Genomic DNA, 4,522 nt, shown 5'->3' with positions numbered 1-4,522 from the left:
CGAGCAACGCCGACCCGGTGTGCAGCAAGTCGCCTCAACACGGCGTGATCCTCAAGGCCCGCGAAGAGGCGGAGCACGCGACCCAGACCATTGAACAACTGGCCTTTCGCAATGAACGAAACTCACGGCTGATCGTCAAGGTCGGTTGAATGACATGCTGTCAGCCGAGGATCAGCGTTGCTACCTCAGGGTGACGGCAAGTAGGCCATCGCGCGCGACTCGCCCATCAACAGCGGATGATTGAGCTCCGCACAGGCGCGCAGGTATTCGGCGACCAAGGTGATCCGCTTGAGCTTGCGCAGGTCCTCGCTGTAGTACATCCAGAACTGTCGAGTGACCTCCACCTGGTCCGGCAATACTTCGCACAGGCGCGGGTCGGGTCCTGCGAGAAAGCACGGAAGGATGGCCAGCGCGCGCCCCTCCAGCGCCGCATGATACTGGGAGACTACGCTGGTGCTACGCAGGCGGCTTTGCGCGCCGGGCAGCAGATCGTTCAGGTAGAGCAGCTTGAAGCTGAACGCCAGGTCCTCGACATAGGTCACGAAGGGGTGACTCGCCAAGTCCTCGCTATGGGTAATCGGTGGATGATTGGCCAGGTACTCCGGTGTCGCATACAGACGCAAGCGGTAGTCGCATAGGCGCGAGCACACGTAGGGACCGCGCTCGGGACGCTCCAGGGTGATGGCAATGTCCGCCTCGCGTCGTGACAGGTTGACGAAGTGCGGGACCGGCAAAATGTCCACTGAGATATGCGGATAGTGAATGATGAAGTGACTCATCTGCGAGGTGATGAAGCACGAGCCGAAGGCTTCGGTACAGCCGATGCGCAGGTGCCCGGCGAGCCCCCCGGTGGTTCCTGAAACCTCCCCACAAGCTGCCAGCAGCGTACTTTCCAGTGTTTCCGCATGACTGATCAGGCGCTGCCCCTCGACAGTCATGACGAAACCCGACGCTCGGGACTTCTCGAAAAGCAGCGCGCCAAGGCTTTGCTCAAGGGCGCGGATGCGCCGCGAAACCGTGGTGTAGTCCACCCCCAGGCGGCGTGCTGCGCCACTGGCGGTGCGAGCACGAGCGACCTCGAGAAAGAAACGCATATCGTCCCAATTCACGTGAGTTTGCGTTGTGCGATTTTGCATATTCATCAGGCTTTTCTGCCAATTCTTATTGGAAATTAGCCAACATATACTCGCATTCAGCCTGGTTTGACCAGCATCGTTTCTCCACCGGAAAGGCCCCGATTTCAATCAGGGCTAACGGCCTGAATGCAGGGTAAAAAACCTGTTTTCAAGGCGAAAACTGGCTGTTGCGCGGCAGCGCAATCACTGTCGCATTCGCCCCCGCCGAGGACTCATCCGGCGGGCACCCTGTCGCACCAAACCGGTGCCATGCGTTCCCCTCGCCTCCGGAAGATCGCCAGGGCAGCAACGACTCCAGCAGCATTCAGGTGATGTCCCGCCCAGGGACGTCGCCCGGGTACCCGTACGCCCCTCAAAAGGCCGACATACAACAACAATTAAAAGCGGAGCCTCACTATGACGACTGACCATCCGAACCACGTCCAGACCTGCGCCCGGGTCAGGGCCAATCCTGAATTCCAGCGCCTCAGCCGCCAGCGCTCAGTGCTGGCCTGGTCACTGAGCGGTGCGGTCCTGGCCGTCTATTACAGCTTCATCATGGTAGTGGCCTTCGCACCTGCCTGGCTGCACCTGCCGCTGTACGACGGTAGTCACCTGACCCTCGGCATGCCGGTTGGCGTGGCAATCATCTTGCTGTCCTGGTTGCTCACCGCCTGGTACGTGCACACCGCCAACACCCGTTTCGACGCGCTCAGCGCGCAGATCCTGCAGGAGACCCGCGCATGAAACGCCTACTCACCCTTCTCGCCCTCAGCCCTGTGCTGGCCAACGCCGACACCATCACCGCGCAGAAGCAGCCGCTCAATGTGCATGCCATCGGCATGTTCTTCGTCTTCGTCCTTGCCACTTTGCTGATCACCTGGTGGGCGTCCCGGCGTACGCGCTCCGCTGCCGATTTCTACAGCGCGGGTGGCGGTATCACGGGTTTCCAGAATGGCCTGGCGATCGCCGGTGACTACATGTCGGCGGCCACTTTGCTGGGCCTCTCGAGCATGGTGTTCGCCCGGGGTTATGACGGCTTCATCTACATCATTGGCTTCTTCGTCGGCTGGCCCATCGTCACCTTCCTGATGGCCGAACGCCTGCGAAACCTGGGCCGCTACACCTTCGCCGACATCGTCTCCTTTCGCCTGGATCAGACGCGCGTACGCAGCTTCGCCGCCCTCGGCTCGCTGACAGTGGTGTGCTGCTACCTCGTGGTTCAGATGGTCGGCGCCGGCCAGTTGATCAAGCTGCTGTTCGGCCTCGACTATCGCACGGCGGTGGTTGTGGTCGGCGTGCTGATGCTGGTCTACGTGATCTTCGGCGGCATGCTCGCCACCACATGGGTGCAAATCACCAAGGCGGTCCTGCTGCTGGCGGGCGGAACGACCCTGATGCTGATGGCCCTGAGCCGCTTCGGCTTCAGCTTCGAGACGCTGTCGGCCCAAGCCGTAGCGGTGCACGCCAGCGGCGTGCAAATCATGGGGCCGGGCACCTTGCTGGCCGACCCGATCAACGCGGTGTCACTGTCCCTTGGCCTGGTCTTCGGCATTGCCGGCCTGCCGCACATCCTGATGCGTTTCTTCACCGTGCCCAATGCCAAGGAGGCGCGAAAATCGGTGCTGTTCGCCACGGTGTTCATCGGCTTTTTCTTCCTCGTGGTGTGCATCCTGGGCTACACCGCCATCGTCATCGTCGGCACAGACCCGCAGTACTACGTCGATGGCAAGCTGGGCGGCGCCATGATCGGTGGCGGCAACATGGTGGCCATGCACCTGGCCAAAGCGGTGGGGGGCAATCTGTTTCTCGGATTCCTCTCCGCCGTCGCCTTCGCCACCATCCTTGCAGTCGTGGCCGGCCTGGCCCTGGCTGGCGCCTCGGCGATCTCCCACGACCTGTATGCCTCGGTACTGAAAAAGGGCAAGGCCGACGAGAAGCAGGAGATGCGCGTGTCGCGCATCGCCACTGTCGGCCTGGGCATTGTCGCGATCTCCCTCGGCATTCTGTTCGAGGGCCAGAACATCGCCTTCCTGGTCGGCCTGACGTTCGGCATCGCCGCCTCTGCAAATTTCCCGGTACTGATCATGGCCATGTACTGGGGTGGCCTGACCACCCGTGGCGCCCTCTACGGCGGCCTGACCGGCCTGGTCAGCGCCCTGGCGCTGGTCATCGGGTCGCCGTCGGTGTGGGTCGGTGTATTGGGTCATGCCCAGGCGATCTTCCCCTACGACCAGCCGGCGCTGTTCTCCATGCCTTTGGCCTTCCTGGTCATCGTGGTGGCGTCCAGGCTGGACCGCAGCGAGCGCGCCGACCGTGAGCGCGCGGCCTATGCCGATCAGTTCGTCCGCGCCCAGACCGGCCTGGGGGCTGCCATGGCCAGCAGTCACTAACGCTGCAGCATTGCGGGGCACCGGCCCCGAGCGCGAGTCCGCTCCTTTGCTTCGCGCTTTTTTACTCCCGCCTTGCGCCGCCCGGCGCAGGGCACCTTCAACCAGCCTTCCCGCCACCGGCCCCGGCCAGTGCGGGAACGGCTGGCTCATGACAACACTGCTCATGACAACACTGCTCATAACAACACTGCCCATAACAACACTGCCCATAACAACAAGAGACAAGCAATGAAACCTACCCTCTTCACCCTGTTCCTGGCAGGCAGCAGCCTTGCCACCCACGTCCATGCGGATTTCCTGGCAGACAGCAAGGCCAGCCTGGAACTGCGCAACTTTTACTTCAACCGGGATTATCGCCAGACCAACGCCGCCCAATCGAAACAGGAGGAATGGGCCCAGGGGTTCCTGCTGCGCTATGAGTCAGGCTTTACCGAAGGTCTGGTCGGCGTGGGGTTCGACGCCATCGGTCTGCTCGGCGTCAAGCTCGATTCGAGCCCCGATCGCGCCGGTTCCGGCCTGCTCAAACGCCACAGCGATACGCGCAAAGGTGCCCAGGACGAATACGGCGAACTGGGCCTGACCGCCAAACTGCGCGCCTCGAAAAGCACACTGAAACTCGGCACGCTGCTGCCGAAACTGCCGACGGTACTGGCCAACGATTCACGGCTGTTGCCACAAACCTTCAAGGGCGGTCAGTTGACCTCGCTCGAACTCGAAGGCCTGACCGTGGATGCCGGTCGGCTGACGCAGGTCAATCAGCGCGACTCATCGGACTACGAGGACATGGGCATCACCCGCACCGGCGCCAAGGGCATCACGTCCCGCCATGCCACCAGCGACAGCTTCGATTTCGCCAGCCTGAACTACAAGTGGACCGGCAACCTCGCCACCGGCTACGCCTACGGCCATCTCGACAATTTCTACGACCAGCACATGGTCAACCTGACCTACGTGTGGCCGGTGACCAGCGGCCAGTCATTGAAGACCGACCTGCGTTACGCCCGTTCCAGCGAC

Annotated in this window: 4 protein-coding genes and 1 pseudogene; 4 read left to right on the top strand and 1 reads right to left on the bottom strand. The window is 62.1% G+C overall.

Going from position 1 to position 4,522, the window contains the following annotated elements; translation table 11 throughout:
- A pseudogene (locus SOP85_RS30725) lies at positions 1-149 on the top strand (pyrroloquinoline quinone biosynthesis protein PqqE); the annotation flags it as partial.
- Between the two features lie 36 nt (positions 150-185).
- Here SOP85_RS30725 and SOP85_RS30720 read toward each other — a convergent pair.
- Complete coding sequence (locus SOP85_RS30720) at positions 186-1,142, bottom strand: LysR family transcriptional regulator (protein ID WP_274078138.1); 957 nt, start codon at positions 1,140-1,142, stop codon at positions 186-188.
- A gap of 390 nt (positions 1,143-1,532) precedes the next feature.
- Between SOP85_RS30720 and SOP85_RS30715 the strand changes: the two genes are divergently transcribed.
- The 3 genes from SOP85_RS30715 to SOP85_RS30705 form a co-directional block, all read left to right on the top strand.
- Positions 1,533-1,862 (top strand): DUF485 domain-containing protein, encoded by a 330-nt coding sequence (locus SOP85_RS30715; protein ID WP_274078139.1) that lies wholly within the window; start codon positions 1,533-1,535, stop codon positions 1,860-1,862.
- Positions 1,859-3,508 (top strand): cation acetate symporter, encoded by a 1,650-nt coding sequence (locus SOP85_RS30710; protein ID WP_323629367.1) that lies wholly within the window; start codon positions 1,859-1,861, stop codon positions 3,506-3,508. Before SOP85_RS30715 ends, SOP85_RS30710 begins: the two co-directional genes overlap by 4 nt.
- 228 nt (positions 3,509-3,736) lie before the next feature.
- On the top strand, positions 3,737-4,522 hold a 786-nt coding region (locus SOP85_RS30705), incomplete at its 3' end, for an OprD family outer membrane porin (RefSeq protein ID WP_323629366.1).

The sequence above is a fragment of the Pseudomonas sp. YuFO20 genome (genome assembly GCF_035064975.1).
Classification (GTDB): domain Bacteria; phylum Pseudomonadota; class Gammaproteobacteria; order Pseudomonadales; family Pseudomonadaceae; genus Aquipseudomonas; species Aquipseudomonas putida_AE.
The sequence above is the reverse complement of the archived record's forward strand: the minus strand, read 5'-3'. Positions and strand labels throughout refer to the sequence as shown.